We start from the raw sequence: 13,812 nt of genomic DNA on the forward strand, positions 1-13,812 counted from the left end.
GCGGGAGAGGGGCGCAGCGCGCCGCTTCGTCACGCGGCGCCGGCGAGGACCCGACCCGGATTGGACCAGAGGAGCTGATCCAGCTCGTCGACAGTGAAGCCGGACGACAGGGCCTGCTCCCGCACGCTCGTGAGCAGGTGGGTGAGCCCCACACCGCCATAGGCGGAGAAGTGCGAGAGACGGAACAGATCGTGCGAGACGAGCACTCGGTCCGCGTGGCCCGCGTCGAAGAGCCGCCTGATCCCATGCAGCTGCCGGTCCGTCTCGTGCGGGACGTCTGACGCGAAGCCGTCGAACTCCAGCCAGCATCCGTGCTCGGCGAGCTCGCGGTGGTAGTCGGTGTCGGGAACGGTGTCGAGGTGCCCGACGACGATGCGATCCGCTGCGACTCCGACGTCGTCGAGGATGCCGACCAGGTCGCGGCCGACCTGCCAGCGAGCAGCGTGCAGCGTGATGGCGAGCCCGGTCGAGACCTGGGCGACACCCGCGGCCCTGAGCGCGCGTTCCTCGAGCGCCGAGACCCACGCGCGGTCGGAGCCGACTTCGCCGATGATCCCGGGCCGGATGCCGGTCGAGCCGACGCCGTCGCGGATCTCGGCGACGAGGGCGCGTGCGGCGGTCGCGACGCTCTCCCGGTCGAGAGTCGTGTCCGCGATGTACGGGTCGCGATAGTGACCGCATCCCATGACGATGTGCACCTCGGCGAGCTCGGAGGCGCGCTTGAGCAGCTCGGGGGCCCGGCCGAGGGTCGCCGGCGTGACGTCGACGACCGTGCCTCCCCCCGCCGCTTTGAAGCCGACGAGCTCGCGGACGGCGAGGTCGAGGTCGCTGAGCAGTCCGTCGGATCGATATTCGCGCAGCGTGTCGGCGAAGAGGTGCTCGTGGATGAGCGTCACTCCGAGCTCGTCCGCAGCGACCGGTCCGCAGACCGTCATGACAGGCGCAGGCATCACCGCACCTTCGCGAGGAACTGTCGCGTGCGATCCGACTGGGGGTTGCTGAAGAACGCGGACGGATGCCCTCGCTCGACGACGCGCCCGTGATCCATCATGACGATCTGGTCCGCGACATCCCGCGCGAAGCCCATCTCATGGGTCGCGATCACCATCGTCATCCCGCTGTCCGCCAGCTGGCGCATCACCTCCAGCACCTCCCCGACCATCTCGGGGTCGAGGGCGCTGGTCGGCTCGTCGAAGAGGATCGCCTTCGGTCGCATGCCGAGTGCACGCGCGATGGCGACGCGCTGCTGCTGGCCGCCGGACAGCTGGCCGGGGAAGGAGTCGGCCTTCTCGGCGAGGCCGACGCGTGAGAGGAGCTGGCGCGCGTAGTCCTCCGCGTCCGACCGGGGGATGCCTGCGACGTGCACCATCCCCTCCGTGACGTTGGCGAGAGCCGTCTTGTGCGCGAAGAGGTTGAACCGCTGGAAGACCATGCCCATCTCGCCGCGCTGGCGCGACAGCTGCGCGTCCGAGAGGGGCCGCGTCCGTCCGTTGACGATGCGGCTGCCGACGAGCTCGCCGTCGAGGCGCACGTCCCCCTTCTCGGGCTCCTCGAGCCGGTTGATGCACCGCAGGAGCGTCGTCTTCCCCGAGCCGGACGGCCCGATGAGCACGACGACCTGGCCGCGTTCCACGCGGAGGTCGACGTCGAACAGGATCTGCCGTGCGCCGAACCACTTGCTGACGCGGCGAACATCGATGAGCGGGGTCTGGGGGTCCATCGTCACACCATCTCGTTCTGCTGGACGGGCCCCTTCGCCCGACGCCTGCTGGACAGGGGGGCGCCCCACGCGGCACCCACACGCTTCTCGATGACCATCTGCGCGGCCGTCCACGCTGCCGTCAGCGCGAGGAAGTAGAGGGCGACGGCCCCGAACACCTCGAAGGGCTGGAAGGTCTGGCCCTGGATGATCGCAGCAGCCGTGTAGAGCTCCGTGACGCTGATGACCGACAGGAGCGAGGTGTTCTTCAGCATGAGATTGAACTGGTTGCCGAGCGGCGGGATCACCGTGCGGACCGCCTGAGGGAGGATGATCCGCCTCATCGCCTTCCGACGCGTCATGCCGACCGCCTGCGCGGCCTCCATCTGGCCGCGGTCGACGGCGTCGATGCTCGAGCGGATGATCTCGGCCATGTACGCGCCCTCGTTGAGCGAGAGCGCGAAGATCCCCGCGAGGATGCGCCCCGCGATCACGACTCCGAACACCTGGAGGTCGTCCCACCGGTATCCGCCGAAGACGGCGAGCCCGAAGAAGGGGAAGCCTGCGAAGAAGATGATCGACACCTGGACGAGGAACGGGGTGCCGCGGAACACGAAGATGTACGTGGAGGCGATCCATCTCAGGACGCGGAACCGGCTGCGCCTCGCGAGGTCTGCGATCAGCCCGATCACGACGCCGAACACCTGCGAGAGGATCGCGATCACGATCGTGAGCACGAGACCCGAGAGGATCATCGCGTTCGGGTGGAGGAGGTAGTCCCAGAAGGCCGTCCAGTCGAACGGATATGAGTTGTTGGCGGTCCTGAACGGCACTGCGCCACCGAGCCTTTCGTCGGGGGGTGAGGGGCGCGAGAGCGCCCCTCACCCCGCACGGGACTAGACCTTGTGCGGATCGACCGCGATGTCGGCGAGGCCCCAGTCGTCCCAGATCTTCGCCCACGTGCCGTCGTCGACCATCGACTGTACGGCGGCCATGACCGGCTCCGAGACCGCCGCGTCGTCCGGTCGGAACGAGAAGGCGGTCAGACCCGCCGTGTCGCCGTCGCCCAGGGTGAAGGTGTCGGTGAACTCGATCTTCGCCTTCTTCTCCTGCTTGAGAAGGAGCGCTGCGACCTTCTCGGTCATCCACGCGTCCACCTGTCCCGACGCGAGCGCCTGATAGGCGTCGGGGCTGCGGGGGAACTGAAGGATGTTGATCGGCTCGTCGCCCGCCGCGACGCACTCCGCGCTCAGCGCCTCGAGCGCCTCGACGTCTGCGCCGCCCTTCTGTCCTGCGACCTTCACGCCGCACAGCTCGTCACGCGTGCCGACGCCGTTCGGGTTGCCCTGCGTCACGACGACCACCTCGTCGGCGCGCCAGTACGCGACCATGTCCAGCTGCTCCATGCGTTCGGGCGTCACATACTGGTCGGCCCAGATGAGATCGCACTTCCCGCCCTTCACCGCCGCGATGATCGTGTCGAACACGGAGTTCTGGAAGTTCGGCTCGAGTCCGAGACGCGCCGCGACCTCGGTGATGAGGTCGATGTCGACGCCGACGGGGTCGCCCGCGGCATCGAAGTACTGGAACGGCTGGTAGGGCATGTCCATGCACGTCGTCAGGTGGCCGGCCCGCACGAGGCTGTCGGACTCGATCGTCGCGACGACGTCCGGCGCGTCGCCTGCCGCCTGGGCGGGCGACGACTCGGGGGCGCATCCGGTCAGTGCCACGAGGGCGACTGCAGCCGTCGCGAGGCCGCTGAGCATTGTCCGTTTTCTCACTGTTGATCTCCAATGACGCTCGGGTCGCCGACACGGAAGCGTGTGGCCGGGATGAATGTCAGGAACATAATCGATCGATCGATCGCCTGTCAACGCACTTCTCGCGAGTTCGAGCACACGTGAGAATCTCGCAATTCGCACGAAACATCGCGGAAATCGGCGTCCATTGCACGTGAGCCAATCGTGGAGTACGTTGCTCTCCTAGCCGATCGATCGATCAAGGAGGACCGGCATGACGATCAGTACGAGTGAGTCCGTACGATCAGACATCCGGCGCGCTGCGCTGGAGCTCTTCAGCGCTGTGGGCTTCCATGGCACCGGCATCCGGCGCATCGCGGACGAGGCTGGTGTCTCGCTCGCGACGCTCTACCACTACATGGCCAACAAGGAAGCTCTCCTGGCCGAGATGATGTCGGAGACCATCCTGACCCTCCTGCGCAACGCCGAGCTCGCGCTCCAGGGCACCGTGAGTCCCGTCGAGAAGCTGCGAGAGCTCATCGCCGTCCACATCACGGTGCATGTGGAGGAGCGGATGCTGTGCATCATCAGCGACACGGAGATCAGGTCGCTGAGCCCCGAGAACCACGACCTGGTCGTTCGCTATCGCGACGACTACGAGGCGCTGTGGAAGCGCACGATCGCAGCGGGCAAGCGCACAGGCGACTTCACGGTGACGGACATCGACCTCGCGGCGAAGGCTCTCCTCGACATGTGCACGGGCATCGTGCACTGGTACAACCCCGACGGGCGCATCGATCTCGCGACGCTCATCGACATGTACGTCGAGCTCTGCATGAACGCGCTGCGCTCGCACAAGCCGCGACGGAAGGCCGCCTCGTGAGCGCGCCGGACGCGCTCGGGATGGACCGCGTGCTCGTTCCCGACGGCGTCCTTCCCCAGGCGGCCCACCGGCTCGACGCGCGAAGCGCGATCCGCGCGGGAGAAGTCGCGATCGCGGTCGACTACCTCAACCTCGACTCGGCCAGCATGCGCGACCTTCTCGCGCACAACGGTGATGATCCGGAGAGGGTCAAGGCGGAGGTCCGAGCGATCGTGGCCGAGCGGGGCAAGATGACCAATCCCCGGACCGGATCAGGGGGCATGCTCGTCGGAACGATCATCGGTGCGGGCCCCGGCGGCGAGCGGACGGATCTCGCGGTGGGCGACCGCGTCGCCACCCTCATCTCGCTCACCGCGACGCCGCTCGCCCTCGACGACGGACTCGACGCGTGGGACGGACGCTCCGAGATCGTGCCGGCGAGAGGTTTCGCGATCGTGCCCTCCGCGCGGACGCTGTGCCGGCTGCCCGAGGACGTCCCGATCCAGACCGCGCTCAGCATCCTCGACGTGTGCGGGGCGCCCGCGCATGTCGCCCGCCTCGCGGAACGGCCCATGATCGCGGGACGCGTGCAGCGGATGCTGCTCCTCGGCGGCGGGAAGAGCGCCGTGCTGGCATCGGCGGCCGCCCGGCGGCTGGGCATCGGCACGATCTGCGCCGTGCCCTCCGAGGCCGAGGCCGAGCGCCTGCGCGCGCTCGATCTGTTCGACGACGTCGTCGTGGCCGACGCGACCAGACCGGGCACCGTCAGGCGCGCCGTGCTCGATGCGGGCGACCTGCCCGACCTCACCCTCGTGTGCGTCAACGCCCCGGGCTGCGAGCATGCCGCACTCGTCTCGACCAGGTCGGGAGGGGCGGTCGTCTACTTCTCGATGGCGACGAGCTTCACCGCCGTCGCCTTGGGCGCGGAGGCGCTCTGTCTCGACGTCGATCTCTACGTCGGAACGGGATACGTTCCCGGGCACGCCGAGCTCGCACTCGATCTGTTCCGACGCGACCATCGCGTCCGCGCGTTCTTCGAACGGACGCCGACCACATCCCCGAACCGCAACCTGGAGCACGCATGACGACAGTCACCCATCGCCGCTACGTCCCCTTCAGCGAGGCCCACTACGCCGGCGGGCTGGTCGACGGCGCGTTCGTCCTGCGTCTGTTCGGCGAGGTCGCGACCGAGATCAGCATCCTGACAGCACATGACGAGGGACTCCTCGCGGGCTACGAGAGCGTCGACTTCCATGCGCCGGTGCGCGCGGGAGACGTCATCGAGGCCGTGGGCGAGATCGCGTCCGTCGGACGCAGAAGCCGTCGAGTGCTGCTGACCGCACGCGTCACCGCCCGGTCGGCGGGCGACGGGTCGTCGCGCGCAGAGCCCCTGGCCGAGCCCGTGCACGTCGCGACCGCGACCGCCGTGCTGGTCGTTCCGGCAGAGGACGTCCCGACGGAGGTCGTGCCGACCGGACTCGTCGACGTGGGAAGCGTGCGATGAGCGGGATGTTCATCACGGTCGCCCCCACCGGGGCGGAGTCCACGAAGAGTCAGAATCCCGGCATCCCGCTCCAACCGGCGGAGATCGTCGCGCAGGCGATCGAGTGCGAGGCGGCGGGCGCCGGCCTCATCCACATCCATGCGCGCGATCGCGACGGGCTCTCGACGCTGAACCGCGGCATCCTCCAGGAGATCGTCGACGGCGTCTCGTCGCAGACGGACCTCGTCGTGCAGCTCTCCACGGGGGGCAGCGTCGACGACGACTTCGAGAGCCGTCTGAGAGTCCTGGACCTCGGCCCCGAGTCGTGCTCGCTCACATGCGGCACCGTCAACTTCGGGACGCAGGTCTTCCACAACCCACTCCCGTTCGTCGAGGAGCTGTACCTCGAGACGATCTCGCGAGGCATCGTGCCCGAGTTCGAGTGCTTCGACCTGGGTCACATCGCGACGCTCCATCGGCTCCTCGACACGCACGGAGAGCCCGCGACAGGGGTCGTCCACTGCAACCTCGTCCTGGGGGTGCCGGGCGGGATGCCGGGCGACCTGCCGACGTTGGTCGCCGCGCGGGCCGCCCTCCCCCGCGGGGCCTCGTGGTCGGCGACGGGGATCGGGCGAGCGCACCTTCCCGTGCTGCTCGGCGCGCTTGCGATGGGCGGCAGCCTGCGCGTAGGCATGGAGGACGTGCTGCGGTACTCGCCGACGGAGCTCGTGCGGGACAATGCGCAGCTCGTGGAGCGCGCCGCGCGGCTGGCCGCCGACGCGCAGCTCCGGCCGCTCTCCGGCGAGGGCGTGCGACAGAAGCTCGGACTCGCGCCGCTCGTGGGCGAGGCGGAGCCGATCGCGGATCGGGCCGCCGTGCGCTGAGCCTCCACGCGCGGGCCTGGGCGGCCGCACGTGGTCGGCTCAGCCGTGGGTGCGGCTCAGCGGTCGACCCCCGCCGGTGCGTCGATGCCGTCTCGCGAGCCGACGATCTCGTCCTCGGGGAGGGCTTCGGCCAGGTGACGCAGGTCGTCGTCGGAGAGCACGAGCTCGGCGGCTGCGGCGTTCTCGTCGAGACGCGCGCGATGCCGCGTGCCCGGGATCGGCACCACGCCCTGGGAGAGGATCCACGCGAGAGCGACCTGCGCCACCGTCGCACCGCGCTGCCGGGCGATGAGCTCGACGCGCTCGACGAGCCTCCTGTTCGCCTCGAACGCGTCGGGCTGGAAGCGCGGCAGCCCGCGACGGGCGTCGTCGGGCGCGAGCTCGTCGAGCGAGCGGATTCTCTCGGTGAGCACGCCGCGCCCGAGCGGCGAGAACGCCACGACGCCGATGCCGAGCTCGTCGGCGGTGGCCTTCTCCGCGTTCGAGAGCAGGTCGCGCGCGAACAGCGAGAACTCCGACTGGACGGCGGCGATCGGATGCACCGCCTGCGCGCGCCGAAGAGTGGGAGCGGATGCCTCGGACAGGCCGATGTGGCGCACCTTGCCCTCGCGCACGAGGTCGGCGAGGCCTCCGACGCTGTCCTCGATCGGCACGGCCGGGTCGACCCTGTGCAGGTAGTACAGGTCGATGACGTCCATGCCGAGATGGCGGAGCGACCGCTCGGCTGCGCGCCGGAGGTACTCGGGCGTGCCGTTGCGTCCGCGGATCGTGCCGTCGTCGTCCATCTCGGCCGATGCCTTCGTCGCGATCACGAACTCGTCTCGGCGATGCCCGATCGCGCGGCCGATGAGCCTCTCGTTCTCGAACGGGCCGTAGGCCTCGGCCGTGTCGATGAACGTCACGCCGATGTCGAGCGCATGCTGGAGCGTCGCGATCGCCTCGGTCTCGTCGGTCGGGCCGTAGTAGGCGCTCATGCCCATGGCCCCGAGGCCGATCGCCGAGACGTCGAGTCCGTCGCCGAGGGCTGTGCTTCTCATGTTCTTCTCCGTTCCAGGTCGTCCGCGGTGTGATGTCGTGTCGCAGCGTGAGGTCGTCTCACGGTGTTCGAGTGCTGCTTCGCCGTCCTCGCGGCCTCCCCGCGCCGCTCAGGGGCGGCGTCCGCGCCGCTCACGGGGTCCCCGCGCCGTCGCCCGGGGGCTCGGCGATGTCGAGGATCGCCTCGGCGAACGCGTGGGGAGCCTCCGCAGGGAGGTGATGACCCGCATGCACGACCTGCCGGTGCTCGCGGTACCCCGTGAACAGGCGGGCGTGCTGGGAGCCGTCGGTCGCGGGGAAGTTGCCGTCGGCCGTGCCGTCGAGCGTGATCGTCGGGACGACGATGGCGGGCTGATCGGCGAGGCGCCGCTCGAGCTGCTCGTACCGTGGCGAACCGGGCGAGAGGCCCAGGCGGTGGCGGTAGGAGTGAATGACGATGTCGACGTAGTCGGGGTTGTCGAACGCGGCTGCGGCGCGCTCGAGCTCGGCATCCGTGAACCGCCACTCGGGCGAGTTGCGCCGCCAGATCACGTCCGCGATGCCGCGGCGGTCCAGCTCGAGGCCACGTCGGCCCCGCTCCGTCGCGAAGTACCAGAAGTACCAGAAGCCCGCTTCGAGATCCGGCCGCAGCGGAGTGGCGGATGCCGCGATGTCCTGGATGAGGTATCCGTTCACCGACACGAGCCCCGCCACCCGCTCGGGCCACAGCGCCGCGACGACGCACGCGGCACGCCCGCCCCAGTCGTATCCGGCGAGGATCGGCTGGTCGAGCCCGAGCGCGTCGAGGAGGGCGAGCAGGTCGGCGCCGAGGGCCGCCTGCTGGCCCGAGCGCTCGGCGCCGTCGTCGAGGAACCGCGTCGCGCCGTGTCCCCGCAGATGCGGGACCACGACGCGGAAGCCCGCGTCGACGAGCAGCGGGACGACGTCTGCGTAGCTGTGCACGTCGTACGGGAAGCCGTGCAGCAGCACGACCGGCTCCGCGTGCGGATCGCCTTCGTCGACGTAGGCGACGCGCAGCTCGCCCGCCTCGACGTCCTTCGTGACGAAGCTCCAGGGGTTCATCGTTCCGCTCCGTTCCGCGGCGGGGCCGGGCTGCGGCCGTTGCGAGGGGGAGCGCCGCGAGTCATGATCTTCGCCATCTCCGTGCCCTTTCGTCTTCGTGGCGGTGATGGGGGGCGCCCAGGGCTCCGGACCCTGGCCCTGGGCGCCGCCCCGTCTTGTCACGCCGCCGACGCCGCGAGGCTCGCGACGTACGCCTTGCCGGCCTCCGCGATGGTCGCGGCGACGGCGTCGGGCTGCGACACCGAGATCGCGTGCGACGCTCCTGCGATCTCTCGGATGCCGCGGGATGCCGCGCGCTCCGCACCGGCGCGGTGCACCGCGACGGGGATGTTGAGGTCCTGGTCGCCGAACACGTGCCACGAGGGGATGTCCTTCCACGCGGGGCGCGAGGTCGGAAGCCCCTCGGAGAGCGCGGCCTGCGTCACGGGGCGCTGGGTCGCCGCCATGAGCCTCGCCTCGGCATCCGGCACGTCTGCGGCGAACTGGTGCGGGAACAGCTCCTGGCGGATGACGAACTCGTTGCCGCCCGTCGCGACGGGATAGGCGGCGAGCGCGTCGCCGAGCGTGCTGCCCGGCGCGCTCGTCGAGAGCTCGAAGGCGCTCTGCCCCGTCTCCGGCACGAAGGCCGCGACATAGACGAGGCCGACGACGGCGTCGTTCCGGGCCGCGGCCTCCGTGATGACGAGGCCGCCGTACGAGTGCCCGACGAGCACGACGGGGCCGCCGATCGACGCGATGACGTCGCGGACGTAGGCCGCGTCGCCGGCGAGGCTGCGCAGCGGGTTGGCGGCGGCGACGGCGGTGACTCCGTGCTCCTGGAGACGGGCGATGACGCCGTTCCAGGACGCGGACTCGGCGAACGCGCCGTGGACGAGGACGATGGTGGGCTTGTCGGTCATGATCGGTTCCTTCTGTGTGGTGGGGGTGGGGGGTCAGGCGAACGCCTTGCGCAGGACGCGCACGGCCTGCTCGACCGCGGCGGTCGTCGCGGCGGAGGGGCGCAGCGGGTTGAGCATCATGAAGTCGTGGATCGTCGCGTCGTACCGGACGAGGGTCGTGGGGACTCCGGCCTGGATGAGCCTGCGTCCGTACGCCTCGCCCTCGTCGCGGAGCACGTCGTTCTCGTCGACGACGAGGAAGGTCTCGGGAAGGCCCGCGAGCTCCTCGACGGACGCGCGAAGCGGGGACGCCGTGACGCCCTTCCGCGCCTCGGGGTCGGGCAGGTAGCTGTCCCAGAACCACGCCATGGCGTCGGCTCGGAGATGGAAGCCCTCCGCGAACTCGCGGTAGCTCGCGGTGTCCTGGCCGGCGTCGGTCACGGGGTAGTAGAGCGACTGGTGGACGAAGGAGACGTCTCCGCGCCTGGTCGCGAGGATCGCGAGGACCGCTGCCATGTTGCCGCCGACCGAGTCACCCGCGACGGCGAGGCGCGCGGCATCCAGCCCCTTCGCAGCGCCCTCCCGCGTGATCCAGCGCGCCGTCGCGTACCCCTGCTCGATGGCGACGGGATGCCGCGCCTCGGGCGAGCGGTCGTACTCGACGAAGACGACGGCGGCGTCCGCCCCCGTCGCGAGCTCGCGCACGAGCCGGTCGTGCGTGCCGGCGTTGCCGAGGACCCAGCCGCCGCCGTGCATGTACAGCACGACGGGCAGCGGTCCGGCGCTTCCCGCGGGCGTGACGATGCGGACGCGGACGTCGCCCGTCTCGGCGGGAACGGTGATCCACTCCTCGTCGACGTCGGGCTGGTCGACGGGGGCGGCCTGGACGGAGTCGAGGAGCGCGCGTGCGCCCTCGACGCCGAGATCGGCGAGGAACGGGGGCGTCGAGGTCGCGTCGGCGAACGCCTGCGCCTCGGGCTGCAGGATGTGGTCGGGCATGTCGGATCCTTCCGGGATGGGTGAACGGTGTGCGGTCCGGTTCGGGAGCCGGCGTCAGGAGCCGGTCATGCCAAGGAAGACCGGACACGACGCTCTCGTGTGACAGTCGCCGCGGCGTCGGGATAAACAACGCTTCCTATTTCCTCGTGTTCGATGTATCTTCATGTCCGGGAGAGGACCGCAGGCCGATCACGTCGCGGCGGGTCGGCACGATCGGCGCAGCGCGCCCAGTGGAGCTGACATGAATCCGCACCCCGACAGCATCCGACTCGAGGACGACGCGACCGTCGTGTTCGAGGCATCCCGTCGCAGACTCTTCGGGATCGCCTACCGGATCCTGGGCAATGCCTCCGACGCGGAGGACGTCGTCCAGGAGACGTGGGTGAGGTGGCAGCTGTGCGAACGCGCGGCCGTGCGCGAGCCGTCGGCGTTCCTCGCCACGGCCGCGACCCGCATCGCCATCAACGTCCTCGCGAGTGCGCGCCACCGCCGCGAGACCTACATCGGCCCGTGGCTGCCGAGCCCCGTCGACACGAGCGCGGATCCCACCCTCGGCGCCGAGCGCGCCGAGGCGCTGGATCTCGCGACGCTCCTCCTCATGGAGCGGCTCACGCCGGCCGAACGCGCGGCGTACGTCCTGCGCGAGGCGTTCGACTACCCGTACGAGCGGATCGCCGACATCCTCGAGTCGACGACGGCGGCCGTCCGCCAGCTCGTGAGCCGCGCGCGCAAGCATCTCGCCAACAGCGCGCCCCGCGCAGCCGACCGCACGGCGCACCGCGCGTTCTTCCGCGCGTTCCTCGACGCCGCGCGCACGGGCGACCTGGCGGCGCTCGAGGGGCTCCTCGCCGCCGACGCCGTGAGCTATACGGACGGCGGAGGGGTCGTGCGCCGCACGGCGCGGCGTCCGATCCGCGGGCGCGAGACGATCGTGCGGTTCCTCTCCGGCGTCTCGCAGTGGTTCTGGGACGACATCGCGGTCGAGCACATCGAGGCGAACGGACGAGCCGCCGTGCTGCTCCTTCGGCACGGCATCCCCTTCGCGCTTCTCACCGTCACGGTGCGGTCCCTCGCGATCAGCCAGATCCTGTGGGTCATGAACCCCGCGAAGCTCGCCTCGATCGCGCCCGCGGCGGTGCAGGCGCCCGATGCGCCACGGCGGCGGCAGCTGGTCGCGCAGGCGTGAGCGCGGACCTTCGTACGGCGGGCGGTCCGCGGCCGAGTCGCGTCGCGCCGATCACTCGTGTGCGATTGGATCGATCACGAGCGAATGGTGCTAGCGTCGGAGCGTGAACGAGACGCCGGCATCCGCGCCCGTCGTGGCCCTCGACGACATGGTGTGCTTCAACCTGCACGCCGCCTTCCGCGCCGTGACGGCCGTGTACCGGCCGCTCCTCGAGCCGCTGGGCGTCTCGTATCCGCAGTACCTCGTCCTCGCGATGCTGTGGGAGCACGGCGACCTGCCGGTCGGCGAGCTCGTCTCGCGGCTCCAGTCCGACTACGGCACGATCACGCCGCTCGTCAAGCGCATGGAGACGCAGGGCCTCGTCGTGCGCACGCGCAACCCGAGAGACGAACGCTCCGTCACGGTCTCGCTCACACCCGACGCGGACGCCCTCCGCGTGCACGCGCCCCGCATCTACCAGGTCATCACCGAGACCTTCGGGTTCACCCCGGATCGAGCGGATGCCGCGCTCGAGGTGCTGCGGTCGATCTCGGCCCGCGCATCCCGGGCGTCCTGAGTCCGCCGCTCCACGTCACAGATCGCACGGCTGCGCGGTCTGTTCTGTGAAGGCGCACTGCGCTCACCGCGCGGTGTGCTCCTGCGAGAGTGGAGGCGTGACCCATGACGATGCCGGCAGCAACAGCACAGTCGGGGCTCGAATGGGCGAGCGACGCCTTCCAGCAGTCCCGACGGCGGCTCTTCGGCATCGCCTATCGCATGCTCGGCACCGTCGCAGACGCGGAAGACGTCCTCCAGGACGTCTGGATCCGATGGCAGACCGCGCGTCCCGACGACGTGCACGAGCCGGAGGCGTTCCTCGCGACCGTCACGACGCGCCTGTCGATCAACGCGCTGCAGTCCGCCCGAGTGCGGCGCGAGACCTACATCGGGCCGTGGCTTCCCGAGCCCGTCAACACGCAGGACGATCCCTCCCTCGGCGCTGAGCGGGGCGAAGCCCTGCAGTACGCCGTCCTGCTCCTGCTGGAGAGGCTGACGCCGACCGAGCGCGCCGCGTACGTCCTGCGTGAGGCGTTCGACTATCCGTACGAGCGCATCGCCGGCATCCTGCGGACCACCCCTGCCGCCGCGCGACAGCTCGTGAGCCGCGCGCGCAGGCACCTCGCATCCGAGCGGCGAGCGGAGGCGCCGCCGGCCGAGCAGCGCCGGCTCCTCGATGCCTTCCTCGCGGCCGCCCAGCGCGGCGACGTCGCACAGCTCGAAGAGCTGTTCGCGTCGCACGTCGTGAGCCTCACCGACGGCAACGGCGTCGCGAAGGCGGCACGCATCCCGGTCGTCGGCCTCGAGCGTGTCGCGACGTTCGTCGCCGCGTTCTCCTCGCACTTCTGGACCGGCAAGGCGATCGGCTGGACCGAGGTCAACGGACAGCCCGCCGTGACGCTCTCCGAGGGCGCGGCCGTGACGACGGTGCTCACGCTGACGTCGTCCGCCCAGAGCATCACGCGCCTGCTGTGGATCATGAGCCCCGACAAGCTCGGGCACGCGTCGATTGCGGGAGCATGACATCGTGGCGCCCGTTCGAGTGGCTGCGGCGATTCGGCGCACACGCCGCCTCCTCGGCATCGCGGGATCGTCGCGTCGTCGAGGCGCTCGTCGACGCGTGGGGCAAAGCGGATGCCGCCTTCCCGGCGGAGCTCCTCCGTCCTGACGTCGTCCTCGCCGTCGACAGCGGAGGCGCCTCGCCGGTCGCACCCGCGACGGTGCACGGCGCCGAGGCCGCTGCACAAGAGCTCCGCGACCTGCGCGACGCGTTCCCCCGGGCGACCCTCGCGACGCGCGAGGTCAACGGCGCCCCTGGAGTCGTCCTCCGTGCCGACGGGCGGGTCGTGGGGGTCGTCGCGGTCTCGGTGCGGGGGTCGGCCATCGAGGGGATGTGGGCCGTCGTCAACCCCGTGAAGCTCGAGCACTGGAACCGCGGCTGACCCGCC

16 protein-coding genes are annotated in these 13,812 nt (G+C 70.4%); 8 read left to right on the plus strand and 8 right to left on the minus strand.

The window, feature by feature from the left end:
* Nucleotides 1-29: 29 nt before the first annotated feature.
* The 4 genes from FHS08_RS03905 to FHS08_RS03920 all read right to left on the minus strand — a co-directional run bounded on the left by FHS08_RS03905 (nucleotide 30) and on the right by FHS08_RS03920 (nucleotide 3,465).
* The gene (locus FHS08_RS03905) at nucleotides 30-950 is read right to left on the minus strand and encodes a phosphotriesterase family protein (protein ID WP_167035632.1); all 921 of its coding nucleotides are present in this window, start codon (nucleotides 948-950) and stop codon (nucleotides 30-32) included.
* Entirely contained in the window at nucleotides 950-1,720 is a 771-nt protein-coding gene (locus tag FHS08_RS03910; RefSeq protein WP_167035634.1) for an amino acid ABC transporter ATP-binding protein, read from the minus strand. The genes FHS08_RS03905 and FHS08_RS03910 overlap by 1 nt, the downstream gene beginning before the upstream one ends.
* Before the next feature lie 2 nt (nucleotides 1,721-1,722).
* On the minus strand, nucleotides 1,723-2,532 hold the full coding sequence (locus FHS08_RS03915) for an ABC transporter permease subunit (RefSeq protein WP_208382196.1): 810 nt from the start codon (nucleotides 2,530-2,532) through the stop codon (nucleotides 1,723-1,725).
* Between the two features lie 63 nt (nucleotides 2,533-2,595).
* Nucleotides 2,596-3,465, minus strand: coding sequence for an ABC transporter substrate-binding protein (locus FHS08_RS03920; protein ID WP_167035636.1), 870 nt, complete (start codon nucleotides 3,463-3,465; stop codon nucleotides 2,596-2,598).
* A gap of 247 nt (nucleotides 3,466-3,712) precedes the next feature.
* On the opposite strand from FHS08_RS03920, the gene FHS08_RS03925 reads away from it, so the two are divergent.
* The 4 genes from FHS08_RS03925 to FHS08_RS03940 are packed head-to-tail and all read left to right on the plus strand — an operon-like array spanning nucleotide 3,713 to nucleotide 6,667.
* Entirely contained in the window at nucleotides 3,713-4,321 is a 609-nt protein-coding gene (locus FHS08_RS03925) for a TetR/AcrR family transcriptional regulator (RefSeq protein WP_167035638.1), read from the plus strand.
* Nucleotides 4,318-5,385 carry an MDR/zinc-dependent alcohol dehydrogenase-like family protein gene (locus FHS08_RS03930; protein WP_167035640.1) on the plus strand — a complete coding sequence of 356 codons (1,068 nt, stop codon included), beginning with the start codon at nucleotides 4,318-4,320 and terminating at the stop codon, nucleotides 5,383-5,385. Before FHS08_RS03925 ends, FHS08_RS03930 begins: the two co-directional genes overlap by 4 nt.
* Nucleotides 5,382-5,804 (plus strand): hotdog domain-containing protein, encoded by a 423-nt coding sequence (locus FHS08_RS03935; RefSeq protein ID WP_167035642.1) that lies wholly within the window; start codon nucleotides 5,382-5,384, stop codon nucleotides 5,802-5,804. Before FHS08_RS03930 ends, FHS08_RS03935 begins: the two co-directional genes overlap by 4 nt.
* The gene (locus FHS08_RS03940) at nucleotides 5,801-6,667 is read left to right on the plus strand and encodes a beta-keto acid cleavage family enzyme (protein WP_167035644.1); all 867 of its coding nucleotides are present in this window, start codon (nucleotides 5,801-5,803) and stop codon (nucleotides 6,665-6,667) included. Before FHS08_RS03935 ends, FHS08_RS03940 begins: the two co-directional genes overlap by 4 nt.
* 56 nt (nucleotides 6,668-6,723) lie before the next feature.
* Here the strand turns inward: FHS08_RS03940 and FHS08_RS03945 are convergent, their stop codons facing one another.
* The 4 genes from FHS08_RS03945 to FHS08_RS03960 all read right to left on the minus strand — a co-directional run bounded on the left by FHS08_RS03945 (nucleotide 6,724) and on the right by FHS08_RS03960 (nucleotide 10,641).
* Nucleotides 6,724-7,704: an aldo/keto reductase gene (locus FHS08_RS03945; protein ID WP_167035646.1), complete on the minus strand. Its 981-nt coding sequence runs from the start codon at nucleotides 7,702-7,704 to the stop codon at nucleotides 6,724-6,726.
* A 130-nt stretch (nucleotides 7,705-7,834) separates the two neighbouring features.
* Nucleotides 7,835-8,764, minus strand: a complete 930-nt coding sequence (locus tag FHS08_RS03950; protein WP_167035649.1) for an alpha/beta fold hydrolase — start codon at nucleotides 8,762-8,764, stop codon at nucleotides 7,835-7,837.
* 158 nt (nucleotides 8,765-8,922) lie between these two features.
* Nucleotides 8,923-9,663 (minus strand): alpha/beta fold hydrolase, encoded by a 741-nt coding sequence (locus tag FHS08_RS03955; RefSeq protein WP_167035651.1) that lies wholly within the window; start codon nucleotides 9,661-9,663, stop codon nucleotides 8,923-8,925.
* Nucleotides 9,664-9,696: 33 nt separating this feature from the next.
* Nucleotides 9,697-10,641, minus strand: a complete 945-nt coding sequence (locus FHS08_RS03960; protein WP_167035653.1) for an alpha/beta hydrolase — start codon at nucleotides 10,639-10,641, stop codon at nucleotides 9,697-9,699.
* Nucleotides 10,642-10,882: 241 nt separating this feature from the next.
* Between FHS08_RS03960 and sigJ the strand changes: the two genes are divergently transcribed.
* From sigJ to FHS08_RS03980, 4 genes are all read left to right on the plus strand, one after another.
* Nucleotides 10,883-11,827, plus strand: coding sequence for an RNA polymerase sigma factor SigJ (gene sigJ / locus FHS08_RS03965; protein WP_167035655.1), 945 nt, complete (start codon nucleotides 10,883-10,885; stop codon nucleotides 11,825-11,827).
* Nucleotides 11,828-11,930: 103 nt separating this feature from the next.
* Nucleotides 11,931-12,383, plus strand: coding sequence for a MarR family transcriptional regulator (locus FHS08_RS03970; RefSeq protein ID WP_208382197.1), 453 nt, complete (start codon nucleotides 11,931-11,933; stop codon nucleotides 12,381-12,383).
* 104 nt (nucleotides 12,384-12,487) lie between these two features.
* Entirely contained in the window at nucleotides 12,488-13,387 is a 900-nt protein-coding gene (locus FHS08_RS03975; protein WP_167035656.1) for an RNA polymerase sigma-70 factor, read from the plus strand.
* A complete protein-coding gene (locus FHS08_RS03980) occupies nucleotides 13,384-13,806 on the plus strand; it encodes a sigma-70 family RNA polymerase sigma factor family protein (RefSeq protein ID WP_167035658.1) in 423 nt (140 codons plus the stop codon). Before FHS08_RS03975 ends, FHS08_RS03980 begins: the two co-directional genes overlap by 4 nt.
* Nucleotides 13,807-13,812 lie beyond the last annotated feature (6 nt).

The sequence above is a fragment of the Microbacterium ulmi genome (assembly GCF_011759705.1).
Taxonomy (GTDB): Bacteria; Actinomycetota; Actinomycetes; order Actinomycetales; family Microbacteriaceae; genus Microbacterium; species Microbacterium ulmi.

Coding starts and splice junctions, on each gene's coding strand:
- FHS08_RS03905 (WP_167035632.1), bottom strand. CDS start 950: ATGCCTGCGCCTGTCATGACGGTCTGCGGACCGGTCGCTGCGGACGAG.
- FHS08_RS03910 (WP_167035634.1), bottom strand. CDS start 1,720: ATGGACCCCCAGACCCCGCTCATCGATGTTCGCCGCGTCAGCAAGTGG.
- FHS08_RS03920 (WP_167035636.1), bottom strand. CDS start 3,465: ATGCTCAGCGGCCTCGCGACGGCTGCAGTCGCCCTCGTGGCACTGACC.
- FHS08_RS03925 (WP_167035638.1), top strand. CDS start 3,713: ATGACGATCAGTACGAGTGAGTCCGTACGATCAGACATCCGGCGCGCT.
- FHS08_RS03935 (WP_167035642.1), top strand. CDS start 5,382: ATGACGACAGTCACCCATCGCCGCTACGTCCCCTTCAGCGAGGCCCAC.
- FHS08_RS03940 (WP_167035644.1), top strand. CDS start 5,801: ATGAGCGGGATGTTCATCACGGTCGCCCCCACCGGGGCGGAGTCCACG.
- FHS08_RS03945 (WP_167035646.1), bottom strand. CDS start 7,704: ATGAGAAGCACAGCCCTCGGCGACGGACTCGACGTCTCGGCGATCGGC.
- FHS08_RS03950 (WP_167035649.1), bottom strand. CDS start 8,764: ATGAACCCCTGGAGCTTCGTCACGAAGGACGTCGAGGCGGGCGAGCTG.
- FHS08_RS03955 (WP_167035651.1), bottom strand. CDS start 9,663: ATGACCGACAAGCCCACCATCGTCCTCGTCCACGGCGCGTTCGCCGAG.
- FHS08_RS03960 (WP_167035653.1), bottom strand. CDS start 10,641: ATGCCCGACCACATCCTGCAGCCCGAGGCGCAGGCGTTCGCCGACGCG.
- sigJ (WP_167035655.1), top strand. CDS start 10,883: ATGAATCCGCACCCCGACAGCATCCGACTCGAGGACGACGCGACCGTC.
- FHS08_RS03975 (WP_167035656.1), top strand. CDS start 12,488: ATGACGATGCCGGCAGCAACAGCACAGTCGGGGCTCGAATGGGCGAGC.
- FHS08_RS03980 (WP_167035658.1), top strand. CDS start 13,384: ATGACATCGTGGCGCCCGTTCGAGTGGCTGCGGCGATTCGGCGCACAC.